The sequence below is a fragment of the Polaromonas jejuensis NBRC 106434 genome, assembly GCF_001598235.1.
Classification (GTDB): Bacteria; Pseudomonadota; Gammaproteobacteria; order Burkholderiales; family Burkholderiaceae_C; genus Polaromonas; species Polaromonas jejuensis.
On sequence record NZ_BCYO01000047.1, the window covers coordinates 1 to 14,275 of the forward strand.

The window sequence follows — 14,275 nt, forward strand, 5'->3', positions numbered from 1 at the left end:
TTCTAAGGACCGTTTGGTCAGGAGTCTTCCGGTTTGCTATCAATTGCGTAGCTGCTTGCGCCCGTTTTATAGGGGCTACAGCGTAATCTGATGCTAAATCATCAAGCTTCTTGAGTCTGCATCGATCGTCGCAGACCGGCCGCTTGTCTGCGCGTCTGCTGGGCTTACATTGGCACGGTTTGTTGGATCGTCGGCATTTGATTTGGGTTGTTGGCTTCCATGGGTACCTACCGTTCGATGCATCTGACAAGTAGATCACCGTACCCCCAAACGAACGCGCCCCAAATTGTGATGGCCACGATGACCCACGACAGCACATATTGATGAGTTTTGAAGAGGTGATAGAGCGACCATGACTCCGCAAACGTTCCACCTTGAATGGATTCCAAGAAATTGCCAATCCGGTACTGGGCAAAGACAGCGAAAATTGAAGTAATCGCACCGCTGCGTTGAAACCAAGATGCGACTGATTCGGAACTTGGCCGCAGAGCTGAACAGAGGGACAGAAGTTCGACAGCAACTGCCGACACGCAGAGGAAAGCAATGAGGTACAACTCAGCCTTGAGCTTTGTGGTGATTGCAACTGGCATAAATGCGTGACGCCTAACGAATAGCGTTTATTTGCCGCGAGGCGATGCTTGCAAATTGCGAAGGACTCATACGCGGCAGATAAACCTGTTGGACTGAATTGTCCGGCGAGGCGGTTGAATGTTGATCTGATGGCCTATAGGGGTTTGTAATTTCCAGATGGCCAAGCTGATCAAATTATGACTGAGTTCGAATGCGGCTTGCTTACTATCATTTAAATAGCTGCTTGTGCCCGTACTATTTGGGCTAGAGGCTTTTTTTATGCAGAATAGGTGTCCAGCGGCGCGCAGAAGCCCGACCGTGACCGCGCATGTGGCGGCCACTACCGGTGCAGGTCAGTCTGAGGTATCGTCAAATCCTTTTCGTCCACCTTTCCTTTGCTTGGGAGTACTGACCATGAAATCAATCCAACGCAGGGCAGCCATGCTGTTGCTCGGTGCCTTGGTGGCAGGTGGGGTGCTGGCGCAGTCGGTGGCACCGGTTCGGGTCGGCTCCAAAATCGATACCGAGGGCAAGCTGCTGGGCAACATGATGGTCCTGGCGCTGGAGGCCCATGGCATCAAGACCGAGAACAAGGCCTCGCTGGGCAACACCAAGGTCGTGCGCGGCGCCATCACGGCCGGCGAAATTGATCTTTACCCGGAGTACACCGGCAACGGCGCTTTCATCTTCTCGGAAGAGTCCAGTCCGGTCTGGAAGAACGCCAAGGCGGGCTACGAGCGCGTCAAGACGCTGGACTACGACAAAAACAAGATCGTCTGGCTCGAACCCTCACCGGCCAACAACACCTGGGCCATTGCCATTCGCAAAGAGGTGGTGGCCGCCAACAAGCTCAAGACCCTGGACGACATGGGCAAGTGGGTCACGGGCGGCGGGCAGTTCAAGCTCGCGGCATCGGCCGAGTTTGTGGAGCGCTCTGACGCGCTGCCGGCGTTTCAGACGGCCTACAACTTCAAGCTCAAGCCCGAGCAGATTCTGACGCTGGCCGGTGGTGACACGGCGGTCACGATACGCGCTGCGGCCGAAAAGACCTCGGGCGTGAACGCCGCCATGGCCTATGGCACCGATGGTGCGGTGGCCGCGCTGGGCCTGGTGATCATGGAGGACCCCAAAGGCGTGCAACCGATTTACGCACCCACGCCCATCATTCGGGAAGAAGCGCTGAAGAAAAATCCCAGAATCAGGGACGTGCTGGCCCCCGTGTTCAAGCTGCTGGACGGCCCCACGCTGCAGGCATTGAACGCGAAAATTCAGCTGGACGGACAGGATGCCAAAAAGGTGGCTTCAGATTTCCTGAAGTCCAAGGGGCTGCTGAAGTAAGCGTTCTTGCCAGCGCCCAACCCAACCGGCCCCAACGTCACTGTGGTCACCGTGAACACAGTCAGCGCTGATGCCGGGGCTGCTTCGGCGCCGCCTCCCGCCCGATGGAGCGCGGCCTTGCTGGCCCTGTCGCTGATGGGGGCGTGCGTGCTGTTCGGCTTGCCGTTTTTGCGCGTGGCGCCCAACCGCCTGGTCTCGGGAGAATCCGTTTCCTTTGCTGCGGCTCTGCTGGTGCTGCCAGGCCCTGGATGGCTGCTGGTGGCTTTCATGGCCACCTTGCTGCTGGCTGCATTTTTCAAACCCGGTCCCACACTGTTGTGGTCCGTGGTCATGGTTTCCTGCGTGCTGGTGAACGGCCTGATCTGGCTCGCCGCCCGGTATGCGTCCTTCGTCGCCGAGACCGGGTCGCCCCTTGCCCGGACCTCACTGGGGGGCGCATTCTGGGCCGCGCTGCTGCTGTTGGGCTTGATCGCGGCGGATGGGGTGCAGCGCCTGCGGGCAGGCGGCGCGCAGCGCTTTGCCGTCGTCGCGGCCGCGCTGGGTCCGGTTGGCTTCATGCTGGCGGCCGGTTGGTGCGACGAACTCTCCATCATGAAGGAGTATGCGAACCGCTCGGATATCTTTATGGGCGTCGTCGTCCGGCACATTCAGATCGTGATGCTGGCGGCGGCCTTCACCCTGTGCCTTGGCCTGCCACTGGGCTGGGCGGCCTGTCAAAAAACCAGGATCGCCGGCGCGCTGTTTCCGCTGCTGAACATCATTCAAACCATTCCTTCGATTGCCTTGTTTGGCCTGTTGATGGCACCCCTGGCCCTGCTGGCAGCGGCCTGGCCTGTGCTCGCCAGGGCCGGCATCAGCGGCGTAGGCCTGGCGCCGGCGGTGATTGCGCTGACCTTGTACGGTTTGCTGCCGGTGGTCAGGGGCACGGTGGCCGGTCTGGAGCAGGTTCCGTCCAGCGTGATTGACGCCGCCACAGGCATGGGCATGACGCGCTTGCAGATTTTCGGGCGCGTCGAGTTCCCCCTGGCCCTGCCGGTGGTGTTGGGGGGTGTGCGCACCGCCATCATCCAGGCGGTGGGGCTGGCGGCCGTCACCGCGCTTATCGGGGCAGGCGGGCTGGGTGCCATCATGTTCGAAGGGCTCTTCAGCAGCGCGCAGGACCTGGTGTTGCTGGGCGTCGTGCCCATCATCGTCCTGGGGGCACTGGCCGATGCCGCCTTCAAGGCCCTGATCAGCCTGGTCAGCTTCACCAGACCCCCACAGAGCGCGCTGCCATGATCGAGTTTCAGAACATCAGCAAGTCCTATGGCCCTGTCACGGCGATAGACGGGCTGAGCCTCAAGATTGAACGCGGGGAGTTTGTGGTCCTGATTGGGGCTTCGGGCTCCGGCAAGTCCACCATGATCAAGATGATCAACCGCATGGAAAACCATGATGCGGGAAGGATTCTTCTGGACGGCGAAGAAATCTACAGTTTCAAGGTGCGCGAGCTGCGCCTGCGCATGGGCTACGCCATCCAGTCCGTGGGCTTGTTTCCGCACTGGACGGTGGAGCGCAACATTGCCACCGTGCCCCAGATGCTGGGCTGGACGGCGCCCAAAATCCGCGATCGCGTCACCACGCTGCTGCAGCTGTTCGACTTGGACCCCGAAACCTATAGAACACGCTACCCGCACCAGCTGTCGGGCGGCCAGCAGCAGCGCGTGGGTGTGGCCCGCGCGCTGGCGGCTGACCCGGATGTGCTGCTGATGGACGAGCCGTTTGGCGCCCTCGACCCGGTGATTAGGGCCTCGTTGCAGCTGGAGATGAAGCGCGTGCACCAGGCCTCCGGAAAAACCATTGTGATGGTCACCCACGACGTTGACGAGGCCTTGCGCCTGGCCACCAAAATCGTGCTGCTGGACCAGGGCCGGATTGTGCAGGTGGCTGCGCCGCTGGAGCTGCTGGCCAGGCCCGCCAACGCCCTCGTGGTCGACTTTGTGGGGCGCGGTGATATCGGCATCAAGCTCCTGTCGCTCCAGTCTGCCCAGAGCCTCGCACGGCAAGAACCCCAACGCCAGGGCCCCAGCTTGCCCGCGGCAACAACGCTGCGTGAGGCTGTGTCGTTTCTGGCCATGCACCAGCTCGCAGTGGTCAACTTGATGGATGCCTCCGGCGCCCACGCCGGCGTGCTGCATGCCATTGATATTTTTCACAAGGCCGGGCCTTCCGATGGCTAGCGCGGGCAGGCTGCGGCGCCTGGCCGGGCTGGCTGGGGACGGGCTGCTGTGGGCTGCGCTGGCGCTGGCGGCGCTGGTGCTCTGGCTGCCGCATTCCCAGCCCTTTTTCTCCAGCCTTTTTCCCCAGCTCGATCGTCCGGTTTATAGCCAGGAGCCGTTTGCGCAACTGCTGTGGCAGCACTGCAAGCTGGTGGGTCTGTCCAGCGCGGTGTCGGTTCTGCTTGGAAGCGCCATCGCGATCTGGATCACGCGCCCGATCGGCCGGCAGTTCCGGCCGGTGGTGGAAACTGTGGTGTCCATGGGGCAGACCTTTCCGCCCGTGGCGGTACTGGCTGTGGCGGTGCCTGTGGTGGGCTTTGGCGAACTGCCCGCACTCATGGCCCTGGCCTTGTACGGCTTGCTGCCGGTGGTGCAGGGCAGCGTGTCGGGCCTGCAGTCGGTTCCGGAATCGGTTCGTCAGTCGGCCAGCGGCATGGGCATGTCGCCCTGGCAGTGTTTGCGCCAGGTCGAAGTCCCGCTGGCGCTGCCGGTCTGGCTGTACGGCGTGCGCACCTCCGTCATTATCAACATAGGCACCGCCGCCATCGCCTCCACCGTGGGCGCCAAAACCCTGGGCTCACCCATCATCGTGGGCCTGAGCGGCTTCAATACCGCTTATGTGTTGCAGGGGGCGGTGCTGGTGGGCATGCTGGCCGTGGTGGCAGACATGGCTTTTGAACGCTTGTCTCGCCTGGCCGCGTGGAAGCGCTGACTGCGCTGCTAGGAGCCTGTCGGGCTTGGGAAACGTCGGCTGCAAATGGGCCGCAGCGGTCCATTTTTCACCGTCTTTTTGTCCCATAGCGGGGCTATGGGCCGGCAAACCCGGCAAAAACTGTCCTCGCTGGGGCCCATTTTCGCGTTCGACGCCCCAAGCCCGACAGGCTCCTAGGCCGCAGGCCAGGCCAGCTTGCCCGCCGCCTCCATGTGCGTCAGGTACACGCGCAGGTCGAACTCGTACTGGTGGTAGTTGGGTTCCATATGGGTGCAGAGCTGGTAAAAGGCCTTGTCATGGCCTTTTTCCTTGATGTGGGCCAGCTCATGCACCGTGATCATCCGCAGGAACTCTGGCGGCACTTCCTTGAACAGCGTGGCCACGCGGATTTCGCGCTTGGCCTTGAGCTTGTTGCCTTGCACCCTGGATACGGCGGTGTGCGTGCCCAGGGCATGCGCAATCACATGGAGCTTGCTGTCAAAAGCCACCTTGGACAGCGGCTCCGAGCTGCGCAGAAAATCGTTTTTCAGCGCCATGACATAGTCGTACAAGGCCTTGTCGGTTCGCACGCCATGCGCCTGGGGGTATTTGGCCAGCAGCACCTCGCCCAGCCGGCCCTTGTCCAGCAACTGCTGCACCTGCTGCTTCAGGCTTTCGGGGTAGGCCGCCAGATACTTCAGCGCCGGCGCATTCATTTGCTATTAAATAGAGAGCTGACTGCGCCCTGCCAACAAGGGCTGCAGCCATGAATCATGCCTGAACTCAAGCTTCGCGGCGCAGCGCCGGGAAGAGGATCACGTCGCGGATGCTGGGGCTGTCGGTGAGCAGCATCATCAGGCGGTCAATGCCAACGCCGCAGCCACCCGTGGGAGGCATGCCGTATTCCAGCGCGCGGATGAAGTCGGCGTCGTAGTACATGGCTTCGTCGTCGCCGGCTTCCTTGGCGGTGGCCTGTGACTGAAAGCGTGCCGCCTGCTCTTCGGCGTCGTTCAGCTCGCTGAAGCCGTTGCCAAATTCGCGGCCGGTGATGTAGAGCTCAAAGCGCTCGGTCACGCCCGGTTGGGTGTCGCTGGCACGGGCCAGCGGCGAAATTTCGACCGGGTGTTCGCAGATGAAGGTCGGCTGCCAGAGCTTTTCTTCCACGGTTTCTTCGAAGTACATGACCTGCAGGCTGGCCAGGGAGCGTGTGGACAGGCGGTCCTTGGCCTCGCTCAGGCCCAGCTTTTTGAGCGCGTTGCTCAGCCACTGTGCGTTGTCCACGTTGTCGCCGGCTTCGGTGTGCTTGAGGATGGCTTCGCGTATCGTCAGGCGTTCAAAGGGCTGGCTGAGGTCCACCGCCTTGCCGCCGTATGTCAGCTGCAGCGAGCCGCAGACTTTCTGGGCCGCGTCGCGGATCAGCGCTTCGGTGAATGTCATCAGGTCCGAATAATTCCACCAGGCCGCGTAGAACTCCATCATGGTGAACTCGGGGTTGTGGCGAACGCTGATGCCTTCGTTGCGGTAGCTGCGGTTGATTTCAAACACGCGCTCAAAGCCGCCGACGATCAGGCGCTTGAGGTACAGCTCGGGCGCGATGCGCAAAAACATTTCCTGGTCCAGCGCGTTGTGGTGCGTCTTGAAGGGTTTGGCATTGGCGCCGCCCGGAATCGGGTGCAGCATGGGGGTTTCGACTTCCAGGAAGTCGTTGGCGACCATGAACTCACGAATGCCGCTGACCGCCTTGCTGCGCGCCATGAAGCGCTTGCGCGCCGATTCGTCGGTGATCAGGTCCACATAGCGCTGGCGGTATTTGACTTCCTGGTCGGCCATGCCGTGGAATTTGTCGGGCAGGGGACGCAGGCTTTTGGTCACCAGGCGGATGCTGTCGGCATGGATGGACAATTCGCCCGTCTTGGTCCGGAACAGCGTCCCGGTGGTCTCCACGATGTCGCCCAGGTCCCAGTGCTTGAAGGCGCCGTGGACGGCTTCGCCCACGCCCTCGTTGTTGATGTAGACCTGGATGCGGCCGCCTGAGGGGCCAAATGAGGCGTCCTGCAGGGTGGCGAAGCTGGCCTTGCCCATCACGCGCTTGAGCATCATGCGGCCCGCCACATGGACCTTGACCGCCAGTTCGTCCAGCTCTTCTTTTGTCTTTTCGCCATACTGCCCAAAAATGCCTTGAGCCCGGTGTTCCGGCTTCACGTCGTTCGGAAACGCGACGCCCTTGCCGTCTGCCTGCGCCTGGCGCAGCGCCTTGAGTTTTTCTCGGCGCTCGATGATCAACTGGTTTTCATCTTGCGGCGCAGGGGTGGCGGCGCCGGCGGCGGGCGAATTCGGTTGCTTGGACATAAGGTCGGTGTTCCGGAAAGAGGTCGAAAAGTGTCGGGCGCCGCGCCAATAAAAAGTAGCGGAAAAAGCGCCGAATCTCTGATTTTAAGTTTTTCGGCGGCGCTTGCCCTGTTGAACGTCGCCAAAGGCGTATTTGTCCGGGTTTTTTGCGGTTGATGGGTGCGGCCATGGCCGAGCGGTCAGAGCGAAATACCGGTGCGCTCCAGAATATCGCTGACCAGTTCCAGCCTCAGCAAAGGGTTGTCCAGCTCCATCAGGCGTTGCTTGAGTTCCATCGGCATCGGCAGCAGCTCGCACCAACGATTGGCCACCCAGCCGCAGTCGTCCAGCTGGTAGGGTGGGCGCAGGGGCATCTGGGCCGCCGGCACATCGCGCTCCTGCAGGTTTTTGATCAGCTTGCCCAGGGCATTGGCGGTTTTTTGCAGATCATTCGGGATCTTGACGTGTTGATCGCCTTCCAGCTGGGTGACGTCGGCGATCCACAGGCCATGTTTGAGTTTTTCGTGGCGGGAGATCTCAAAGCGTTGCGTACCGACGCAGCGGATCATCATCAGGCCGGCTTGCGGCACCGAAAATTCGGTGATGGTGGCCAGGGTGCCGACCGTGCTGAAGGCCTCATGGGCAAAGCCGTCGCCACTGGGCCCTGTGTCGGAGGGCCGGCGTACTTCCGAGCCTTCGGTCAGCGAGATAACCCCGAAAGGCGCGCCGGCCTTGTGGCATTTGCCAATCATGTCGAGGTAGCGGACTTCAAAAATCCGCAGCGGCAACAGGCCACCGGGAAACAGCACCGTGCCCAGCGGAAAGAGCGGGAGAGAGACCAGTTTCAGGGCTTCAGGCATGCGAGATGCTTCAAATTGCAATGAACCACATCATCCCATGCGCCCCCTTGTCCTGCATTATTTTTATGGCCTGACCAGGCTCCAAGAGGCCTCTTGGCCTCTCAGGAGAGGTCGAGGGCCGGGGGCGCTTAGCTGACGGCGTCGGCCGGCTGTTTGAGCAGCATGGCCAGGGAGTTGGCCACCGTCTTGCGCAGCTCGCGCCGGTCGCAGATGAAGTCGATGGCGCCTTTTTGCTGCAGGAATTCGGCACGCTGGAAGCCTTCGGGCAGGGTCACGCGCACGGTGGACTCGATGACGCGCGGGCCGGCGAAGCCGATCAGGGCCTTGGGCTCGGCAATCACGATGTCGCCCACGAAAGCAAAGCCGGCGCTCACACCGCCCATGGTCGGGTCGGTCAGCACGCTGATGTAGGGCAGGCCTTTTTTGGCCAGGCGGGTCAGGGCGGCGTTGGTTTTGGCCATTTGCATCAGGCTCAGCAGGCCTTCCTGCATGCGCGCGCCGCCGGTGGCGGTGAAGCAGATGAAAGGCACTTTTTGCTCGATGGCCGTGTGCACGCCGCGCACAAAGCGCTCGCCCACCACGCTGCCCATGCTGCCGCCCATGAAGTCAAACTCAAAGCAGGCCACGACCACGCCAATGCTGTGCACGGCGCCGCCCATCACGACCAGTGCATCGGTTTCCTGGGTGCTTTCCAGGGCCTCTTTCAGGCGCTCGGGGTATTTGCGGCTGTCCTTGAACTTGAGGGCGTCGACCGGGAGCACTTCCTGACCGATTTCGTAGCGGCCTTCTGCGTCCAGAAAGGCGTCCAGCCGGGCGCGTGCACCGATGCGGTGATGGTGGCTGCACTGCGGGCAGACGTTCTGGTTTTTTTCCAGATCACTCTTGTACAGCACGGCTTCACAGCTTGGGCATTTGATCCACAGGCCTTCGGGCACGCTGCGGCGCTCGGTCGGGTTGGTGGGGCTGATTTTCGGAGGGAGGAGTTTTTCTAGCCAAGACATTGCGTCGGTCCTTGTTGACTTGAGGCCCCGCACCTTTTGCCGGTGCAGCGGCCTCAAGCATTCATCAAGCGTTAAATAGTTGAATCGTCAGTATGCGCACCGGCAGGCGGCTTGGCCGGTCGAAAAGCGCCATTATGCGCCGGGTTCAGCGGGGTCAAACTCAGTCTAAAGCGGTACGGATTTCTTTCAGAAAGTCATGCGCCACGGCGGCGACCTTGTCGCGCGGCTGGTTTTCAATCAGCTGGATGATCTTGCTGCCAATGACCACGGCATCCGCCACCTTGCCTATGGCCCTGGCGGTCGCTGCGTCGCGTATGCCAAAGCCTACGCCTACGGGCACGCTCACATGCCGGCGAATGCGCGGCAGCATGGCTTCCACGGCCTCCACGTCCAGCGTGCCGGCACCGGTCACGCCCTTGAGCGAGACATAGTACACATAGCCGCTGGCGACTTCGGCCACCTGTGCCATGCGGGCATCCGTGCTCGTGGGGGCCAGCAAAAAGATCAGGTCCATGTCGTGCGCGCGCAGCCGGGCGGCAAACGCCGCGCACTCTTCGGGAGGGTAGTCAACAATCAGCACGCCATCCACGCCGGCGGCGGCCGCGTCGCGCACAAAAGCGCTTTCGCCGTCGTCACGCCTGTGCTTGATGTCGTAGCGCTCGACCGGGTTGGCGTAACCCATCAGCACCACGGGGGTTTGGCTGTCCTGGCGGCGGAAGTCGCGCACCATTTCCAGTACCAGGGCCAGGCCTATGCCGTTGGCCAGGGCTTTTTCAGCGGCCTGCTGGATGATCGGGCCGTCCGCGCTGGGGTCTGAAAACGGCACGCCCAGCTCGATCACGTCGGCGCCACCGGCGACCATGCTGTGCATAAGTTCGGGTGTGACATCGGCGAAGGGGAAACCCGCCGTGACATAGGGGATCAGCGCCTTGCGGCCCTGGCTTTTGAGTTGGGAGAAGGTGGCGGCGATGCGGCTCATGATGGGGTTCCAGTGCCTTGAGCGCCCTTGACGGACAGGCCGCGCATGGAGGGGCGGTCATAAAAGTCGGCGCCGGACAGGTCGGCCACGGTGCCGATGTCCTTGTCGCCGCGGCCCGAGAGATTGACCAGAATGCTCTGGTCGCTGCGCATGGTTTTGGCCAGTTTCATGGCGTGGGCGACGGCATGGCTGGACTCCAGTGCCGGGATGATGCCCTCGGTGCGGCACAGGTAGTGAAAGGCTTGCAGCGCTTCGGCATCGGTGATGCCGACATATTCGGCGCGTCCTATGTCTTTCAGGAACGCGTGCTCCGGGCCCACGCCGGGGTAGTCCAGGCCGGCGCTGATGCTGTGCGTCTCCGTGACCTGGCCATCGTCGTTTTGCAGGACATAGGTGCGATTGCCGTGCAGCACGCCGGGCAGGCCGCGCTGCAGCGAGGCCGAGTGCTTGCCGCTGTCCAGCCCAACGCCTGCGGCTTCCACGCCGATCAGGCGGGTGTTCTCGTGCGAAATATAGGGGTGGAAAATGCCCATGGCATTGCTGCCACCGCCCACGCAGGCGATCACTGCGTCGGGCTGCTTGCCGGCGTTCATCTCAGGCATCTGCGTCAGGCATTCCGTGCCGATCACGCTCTGGAAGTCGCGCACCATCATGGGGTAGGGGTGCGGGCCGGCGACGGTGCCGATGATGTAGAAGGTGTTGTCCACGTTGGCGACCCAGTCGCGCATGGCTTCGTTGAGCGCGTCTTTTAGCGTCTTGCTGCCGCTTTCCACCGGGACCACGGTGGCGCCCAGCAGATTCATGCGGTAAACATTGGGGCTTTGGCGCTTGACGTCCTCGCTGCCCATGTACACCACGCATTCCAGGCCATAGCGGGCGCAGATGGTGGCGGTGGCCACACCATGCTGGCCGGCGCCGGTTTCGGCAATGATGCGCTGTTTGCCCATGCGGCGCGCCAGCATGGCTTGGCCTATGGTGTTGTTGATCTTGTGCGCGCCGGTGTGGTTGAGGTCTTCGCGCTTGAGGTAAATCTGCGCGCCGCCTTGCTCGCGGCTCATGCGCACCGCGTGGTAGAGGGGGGAGGGGCGGCCCACAAAATGCTTCAGCTCATAGTGGAATTCAGCGAGAAATTCCGGGTCGTGCTGGTATTTGGCGTAAGCGTCTTTCAGCTCGCTGATGGCATGGGTCAGCGTTTCGGAAACGAAACTGCCGCCGTAAATCCCGAAATGGCCGGTCAGGTCAGGTTGGTGATAGTCGAACATGATGAATGGGGTTCTTCGCAAGTTGTTCATCGGCAGCGCGAACGGCTGCGACAAATTGGTTGATTTTGTCGGCGCTCTTGATTCCTTTCGAAATCTCTACGCCAGAGCTCACATCAACGGCCAGCGTTTTACAGCGCGGCCTGACTTGCAAAATGCCATCGATCACGTTTGCAGGCGTCAATCCACCAGACAAAACGAGGTGAGCGTTGACGCTTGGAGGAAGAAGTGACCAATTGAATGTTTTCCCGCCGCCGCCATAACCCTCGACATGGGCGTCTAGGAGTATGGCCTGGGCAGCCTTGAAGTCTTCCGCGTATTTTACGAGATCAAAGCGGGCCTCGTTTCCGGCAGCTTTTTCATCTAGTGGAATGCGGGCGGCGCGCATGAAGGGTCGGCCCGCCCGCAGGCAGGTTTGCGGTGATTCATCACCATGAAATTGGAGTAAAGCCGTTGGCAGTCGGGCGCAATCAGCTATTATTTTAGTAGCGCTTGCATTGACGAAGAGCAGCACCGGCGTGACAAATGGCGGCAAACGGCGGGCCAGTTCGGCGGCGCGTTCGGCCGTCACGTGGCGCGGACTGGGTTCGTACATGACAAAGCCGACCGCGTCGGCACCGGCCGCCACCGCCGCGTCCACATCTTCCTCGCGGGTCAGGCCGCAAATTTTGATACGCGTTCGCTCAACGGGGGACGGGGAAGCGGGGAATCCGCCGCCGGGCCGCCCCAAGGCGGATTGCGCCCCCTCGGGGGGCAGCGAACCACGCGAAGCGGGGAGCGTGGGGGCTGTTATTGCTTTCATGGCAGCCAATCATAAGCCGCGGTGCGCGTCGGCAGGCCGTAGTGGTCTTCGTAGACCGGGCCCAGAAAGTACAGGCCGTCGGGCGAAAAAGTGGGGGCGGCGACATCGCGGCTGCGTGCCGCAAGGACTTGCGCCAGCCAGTCCGGCGGATGCTTGCCCTGGCCGATCGCCAGCAGGCAGCCCATGATGTTGCGGATCATGTGGTGCAAAAAGGCGTTGGCCTCAAACTCGAAGCGCCAATAGTTTGAGCCTGATCCGGCGCGCTGGGAAATGGCGATCCGGGTGATGGTTTTGACGGGCGTCTTGGCTTGGCACTGGGCGGCGCGGAACGAGCTGAAATCGTGTTCGCCTATCAGGTGTCCTATGGCCTCCTGCATGGCCGCGCCATCCAGCGGGCGGTAGACCCAGCCGACGCGCCCGGCCTCCACGCTGGGGCGCACCGGGGATTCCAGCACGACATAGGCATAGCGGCGCGCGATGGCGCTGCCGCGGGAGTGGAATTCGTCCGGGACTTCCTGCGCCCACTGGACGGCAATGTCCGGTGGCAAAAAGGCGTTGACGCCGCGGACCCATGAGCGGATTTCGCGCTGTAGCGGGGTGTCAAAGTGCACCACCTGCATCAGCGCATGCACGCCGGCGTCGGTGCGCCCGGCGCACATGACGCGCACGGGCTGCGCGGAAAACCGTGCCAGCGCCCGTTCCAGCTGGTCCTGAACCGTCTTGCCCGAGAGCTGGCTCTGCCAGCCTTCGTAGGCGCTGCCGCTGTAGCTGATACCGAGTGCAATTCTCACGCGAACCACCGGCTGCCAGCCAATGAACGCCAGGCGTTCAGGCCGGCGTTCACGACAGCGCGTTAAGAAACGCCTGCGCCTTGACTTTCAAGGGGCCACTGGCGCCCGCCAATACCTCTTCGGCCAGTGACCTGGCGCCGTCGCTGTCACCCAGCGCGCGGAACTCTTCGGCCAGCAGGAACTTGGTTTCAAGCGGGTCGCCCGATGTGGCGGCCACGGCATGCGGACTTTCGGTGACAGGCTCCAGGTCCAGCGATAGCGCTCCCAGGTCAAACTCCAGCATGCCGTTGTTGGCAGGCGCGGCCGCTTTGTGGTCCGGCAAGACCGGTTTGGAAGGCGTGAAGGGTTCCGGCGTGAAATCCATGCCCTCGGACAGAAAATCGATGTCGGCGGAGGCCGCTTCAGCCGGCCTGGACGCTGCTGCGGGAGCCGCTGCAGAGGGCAGGGGCGCTGCCGCAATGTTGAAATCCATGTCCAGCCCGTTCAAGGCTGCGCCTGGCTTGAGCGCCATGGTGGGTTCGTCGGCCACGGGGGCTGATGCGGTGCCAGCCATGGGCGTGGGGATTGTCGGCACCGGAGGCTCATCGTCCAGCGATAAATCCAGGTCGAAATCGACATCCAGCGGGGGCGCTGCGGCCAGCGTTTGTGCCAGCGGTGCCACCACCGGTGCCACGGTGACCGGCGGGATGACCGCGGCTGCAGCGGTGGCCGTATGGTTTTCTCCAGGCTGACCGTCGGGCTGGCCACCGGGCTGGTACAGCGGGTTGGCGGGGTCGAGTTCCCGGCCCATCTCAATGATGTAAGCCCATTCCGGGCCGCTGCCGTGCGTCAGGTCGAAGGCATCCCTGGCCACCGCCTCGAAGCCTTTGCCGTCGCGCCGTTTGGCATAAATTTCGAGCAGCTTGGCGTGGATGGCGACGCGCGTCGGGCTGGTGCGCAGGGCTTCCTTGAGGATTTCCTCTGCTTGCAGGTCGCGTCCGTAAGCCAGGTACACATCGGCCTCGGCCACAGGATCCACATCGCCGGCGGCGTCGAGCTGGCTGGGTGAGTACACCAGCGAGGAACCGGTGAGGTTGCCTTCGTTGGTGTCAATGCGCTGGCCGCCGCTGGCGCCGAAGAATGAATCGGGCTGCAGGCGGCTTTCCAGGAAGGAGCTGTCCACCTGGGTGCCGTTGTTGCGCTGGCGATAGCGATACAGGCCGAAACCGGCCAATAGCGCCAGCAGGCCGCCGCCCAGGGGCAGGGCGAGCGGGTTTTCGAGCAAGCCGTCAAGCAGGCTGGGTTCCGGTGGTGGTGGCACAAGCACCTTGGGTTTGGGGGCTGCCGCGACTGGCGCCGCGGCGGCGCTGACTGCGGCGGCAGGTGCGGACGCCGCCGCCAGGGGTGCTGCGCTGACGG

At 62.4% G+C, this 14,275-nt stretch carries 13 protein-coding genes and 1 pseudogene; 4 read left to right on the plus strand and 10 right to left on the minus strand.

Annotated elements, in window-relative coordinates; translation table 11 throughout:
• Positions 1-227: 227 nt before the first annotated feature.
• On the minus strand, positions 228-590 hold the full coding sequence (locus PJE01S_RS23375) for a hypothetical protein (RefSeq protein WP_068836121.1): 363 nt from the start codon (positions 588-590) through the stop codon (positions 228-230).
• A 394-nt stretch (positions 591-984) separates the two neighbouring features.
• On the opposite strand from PJE01S_RS23375, the gene osmF reads away from it, so the two are divergent.
• The 4 genes from osmF to PJE01S_RS23395 are packed head-to-tail and all read left to right on the plus strand — an operon-like array spanning position 985 to position 4,878.
• Entirely contained in the window at positions 985-1,908 is a 924-nt protein-coding gene (gene osmF / locus PJE01S_RS23380) for a glycine betaine ABC transporter substrate-binding protein OsmF (RefSeq protein WP_084389730.1), read from the plus strand.
• Positions 1,909-1,959: 51 nt separating this feature from the next.
• On the plus strand, positions 1,960-3,186 hold the full coding sequence (locus tag PJE01S_RS23385; RefSeq protein WP_245660954.1) for an ABC transporter permease: 1,227 nt from the start codon (positions 1,960-1,962) through the stop codon (positions 3,184-3,186).
• Positions 3,183-4,127: an ABC transporter ATP-binding protein gene (locus PJE01S_RS23390; RefSeq protein WP_068836123.1), complete on the plus strand. Its 945-nt coding sequence runs from the start codon at positions 3,183-3,185 to the stop codon at positions 4,125-4,127. Before PJE01S_RS23385 ends, PJE01S_RS23390 begins: the two co-directional genes overlap by 4 nt.
• On the plus strand, positions 4,120-4,878 hold the full coding sequence (locus PJE01S_RS23395; protein ID WP_068836124.1) for an ABC transporter permease: 759 nt from the start codon (positions 4,120-4,122) through the stop codon (positions 4,876-4,878). Before PJE01S_RS23390 ends, PJE01S_RS23395 begins: the two co-directional genes overlap by 8 nt.
• 173 nt (positions 4,879-5,051) lie before the next feature.
• Here the strand turns inward: PJE01S_RS23395 and PJE01S_RS23400 are convergent, their stop codons facing one another.
• The 9 genes and pseudogenes from PJE01S_RS23400 to PJE01S_RS25630 all read right to left on the minus strand — a co-directional run.
• A complete protein-coding gene (locus PJE01S_RS23400; RefSeq protein ID WP_068836125.1) occupies positions 5,052-5,573 on the minus strand; it encodes a M48 metallopeptidase family protein in 522 nt (173 codons plus the stop codon).
• Positions 5,574-5,640: 67 nt separating this feature from the next.
• The gene (gene lysS, locus PJE01S_RS23405; protein ID WP_068836126.1) at positions 5,641-7,206 is read right to left on the minus strand and encodes a lysine--tRNA ligase; all 1,566 of its coding nucleotides are present in this window, start codon (positions 7,204-7,206) and stop codon (positions 5,641-5,643) included.
• Between the two features lie 179 nt (positions 7,207-7,385).
• Positions 7,386-8,045 carry an LON peptidase substrate-binding domain-containing protein gene (locus tag PJE01S_RS23410; RefSeq protein WP_068836127.1) on the minus strand — a complete coding sequence of 220 codons (660 nt, stop codon included), beginning with the start codon at positions 8,043-8,045 and terminating at the stop codon, positions 7,386-7,388.
• Positions 8,046-8,173: 128 nt separating this feature from the next.
• Positions 8,174-9,046: an acetyl-CoA carboxylase, carboxyltransferase subunit beta gene (gene accD / locus PJE01S_RS23415; RefSeq protein ID WP_068836128.1), complete on the minus strand. Its 873-nt coding sequence runs from the start codon at positions 9,044-9,046 to the stop codon at positions 8,174-8,176.
• A gap of 160 nt (positions 9,047-9,206) precedes the next feature.
• The gene (trpA, locus tag PJE01S_RS23420; RefSeq protein WP_068836129.1) at positions 9,207-10,025 is read right to left on the minus strand and encodes a tryptophan synthase subunit alpha; all 819 of its coding nucleotides are present in this window, start codon (positions 10,023-10,025) and stop codon (positions 9,207-9,209) included.
• Positions 10,022-11,287, minus strand: coding sequence for a tryptophan synthase subunit beta (trpB, locus tag PJE01S_RS23425; protein WP_068836133.1), 1,266 nt, complete (start codon positions 11,285-11,287; stop codon positions 10,022-10,024). Before trpB ends, trpA begins: the two co-directional genes overlap by 4 nt.
• Positions 11,265-12,086 carry a phosphoribosylanthranilate isomerase gene (locus PJE01S_RS24875; protein ID WP_084389731.1) on the minus strand — a complete coding sequence of 274 codons (822 nt, stop codon included), beginning with the start codon at positions 12,084-12,086 and terminating at the stop codon, positions 11,265-11,267. The genes trpB and PJE01S_RS24875 overlap by 23 nt, the downstream gene beginning before the upstream one ends.
• A complete protein-coding gene (gene truA, locus PJE01S_RS23430; protein WP_068836130.1) occupies positions 12,083-12,877 on the minus strand; it encodes a tRNA pseudouridine(38-40) synthase TruA in 795 nt (264 codons plus the stop codon). Before truA ends, PJE01S_RS24875 begins: the two co-directional genes overlap by 4 nt.
• 49 nt (positions 12,878-12,926) lie before the next feature.
• Positions 12,927-14,275: pseudogene (locus tag PJE01S_RS25630) on the minus strand (FimV/HubP family polar landmark protein); the annotation flags it as partial.

Bases quoted from the DNA above. Each gene is read 5' to 3' on its own strand.
- PJE01S_RS23375 (WP_068836121.1), bottom strand. From the start codon at position 590: ATGCCAGTTGCAATCACCACAAAGCTCAAGGCTGAGTTGTACCTCATT.
- osmF (WP_084389730.1), top strand. From the start codon at position 985: ATGAAATCAATCCAACGCAGGGCAGCCATGCTGTTGCTCGGTGCCTTG.
- PJE01S_RS23390 (WP_068836123.1), top strand. From the start codon at position 3,183: ATGATCGAGTTTCAGAACATCAGCAAGTCCTATGGCCCTGTCACGGCG.
- PJE01S_RS23395 (WP_068836124.1), top strand. From the start codon at position 4,120: ATGGCTAGCGCGGGCAGGCTGCGGCGCCTGGCCGGGCTGGCTGGGGAC.
- PJE01S_RS23400 (WP_068836125.1), bottom strand. From the start codon at position 5,573: ATGAATGCGCCGGCGCTGAAGTATCTGGCGGCCTACCCCGAAAGCCTG.
- lysS (WP_068836126.1), bottom strand. From the start codon at position 7,206: ATGTCCAAGCAACCGAATTCGCCCGCCGCCGGCGCCGCCACCCCTGCG.
- PJE01S_RS23410 (WP_068836127.1), bottom strand. From the start codon at position 8,045: ATGCCTGAAGCCCTGAAACTGGTCTCTCTCCCGCTCTTTCCGCTGGGC.
- accD (WP_068836128.1), bottom strand. From the start codon at position 9,046: ATGTCTTGGCTAGAAAAACTCCTCCCTCCGAAAATCAGCCCCACCAAC.
- trpA (WP_068836129.1), bottom strand. From the start codon at position 10,025: ATGAGCCGCATCGCCGCCACCTTCTCCCAACTCAAAAGCCAGGGCCGC.
- trpB (WP_068836133.1), bottom strand. From the start codon at position 11,287: ATGTTCGACTATCACCAACCTGACCTGACCGGCCATTTCGGGATTTAC.
- PJE01S_RS24875 (WP_084389731.1), bottom strand. From the start codon at position 12,086: ATGAAAGCAATAACAGCCCCCACGCTCCCCGCTTCGCGTGGTTCGCTG.